The following is a 1717-nucleotide window of genomic DNA, read 5'->3' as shown; positions in this document are numbered from 1 at the left end:
CTCGCTCCTTCGCGCCGATGCCGAGGTCGATGTCGTGCAGCACCCGGTGACCGGCCACGTAGGCGTGGCCGACGCCGGCGGCGTCGACCGACGCGTCGGCGGGAACCGCGGGCCGGTGCGGTTCGGGCGGAGCCGGCAGATCAGCGACCCCGACCAGCCGGGCGAGCCCGGCCGTGGCGGCCTGGGCGTCGTCCACGAGGCCGAGCGCGACGTTGAGGGGAGTGAAGAGACTGTGGAAGTAGAGCGCCGCCGCACTCGCCGTCCCCACGCTGACGCTCCCGTTCCGTACGAGGAGGAAGCCGGTCACGAGCACGGCGGTGAGCCCGACGTACTCGGCGAGGTTGAGCCGTGCGTAGAAGCGGGTGACCAGCCGGATGCCGCGGAGCGCGAGGTCGACCGCGGCCTGGGACCGCCGGCGGACCCGGCCGGTGTGCTCTTCGGCGAGCCGGAACGCCCGTACGGTGGCGGCGCCACCCACGGTGCCGAGCAACTGCTGGTGCTGCGCGCCGACGGCCACGCGCTGAGCGGCGTAGAGCGGAACGGCATGGCGGACGTACCAGCGGACCGTGTGGAACTGGATCGGTGCGGCCAGCAGGGCCGCGAGCATGAACCGCCAGTCCAGAACGGCCAGGCCGACCAGGGTCAGCGCGATGGTCAGCACCGAGCGGGCCAGCTCGGGAAGCGCGTTGCGCACCGCTTCGGCGATGACCGACACGTCGTTCGTGACACGTGCGGTGAGGTCGCCGGAGCCGGCCCGCTCCACCTGGTCGAGCGGCAGGTGCAGCGCGCGTTCGACGAACCGCTCGCGCAGGCCCGCCAGCATTCCCTCGCCGAGGCGGGCGACCAGGGACAGGCCGAACGAGGTCGCGGCCCCCTGCGTGATCGCGACCGCCACGAGCAGGACGACCGGAGTGGTGATGGCTTCGGCCGGGCGGCGGCTCGCGACCAGATCGATGATGTGGCCGAGCAGGGGCGCGGTCAGCAGGCCCACGCCGGTCGCCGCGACCAGCACGGTGAACCCGCCGAGGGCGAGCAGCCGGTACGGGCGCAACAGTTCGCCCACCGCCGCGCGGGTGCGCGTGCCCGTCGCCGTGGGCAGCAGCTCCCGTACGGGCTCGGCCGCCGGCTGTCTCGCCTCCGTCATGGGGCTTCCTCCATCGGTCGTCGGCAGATGCAGGGCTCAGGCAGCGGGATCAGGCACCGGGTTCAGGCACGGGGTTCCGGCACGGGGCTCAGGTGGACACCGTCGTCCGGTAGGTCTCGTGGTCGCGCATGAGATCGCTGTGGAGGCCTTCGGCGGTCACCACGCCGCCGTCCACGACCACCACCCGGTCGGTCACGGCCAGCAGGACGGGGCTGGTCGCCACCACGATGGTCGTGCGCCCGCGCCGGGCGTCCCGGATCCCGGTCGCGATCCTGGCCTCGGTGACCGTGTCGATGGCTGTGGTGGGGTCATGGAGGACGAGCACCGGCGGGTCGGCCGCGAGGGCGCGCGCGAGCGCGACCCGCTGGCGCTGACCGCCGGACAGGGACAGCCCCCTTTCGGCGAGGAGGGTGCCGGTGCCGTGCGGCAGGTTCCGCGCGACCTCGTCGGCGCCCGAGGCCACGAGCGCGGGTTCGACATCGGTTCGGTCCGTCGCCGCCGTGACGTTGTCCAGCAGGCTTCCCTCGAACAGCTCGGCGTCGTGGGCCGCCACCAGGAGTGCGGCGCGGACGT

At 73.7% G+C, this 1717-nt stretch carries 2 protein-coding genes; both read right to left on the bottom strand.

What is annotated here, in order from left to right:
• A partial coding sequence (locus HKK72_RS38985; RefSeq protein WP_187239390.1) for an ABC transporter transmembrane domain-containing protein occupies positions 1 to 1144 on the bottom strand: 1144 nt, incomplete at its 3' end.
• 88 nt (positions 1145 to 1232) lie between these two features.
• Positions 1233 to 1717, bottom strand: a 485-nt coding sequence (locus HKK72_RS38980; protein ID WP_187239389.1) for an ATP-binding cassette domain-containing protein, incomplete at its 5' end; no start/stop codon positions are given.

It is taken from the genome of Actinomadura sp. HBU206391, assembly GCF_014323665.1.
Lineage (GTDB): Bacteria > Actinomycetota > Actinomycetes > Streptosporangiales > Streptosporangiaceae > Actinomadura_C.
This window is presented reverse-complemented; position numbering and strand designations above follow the sequence as displayed.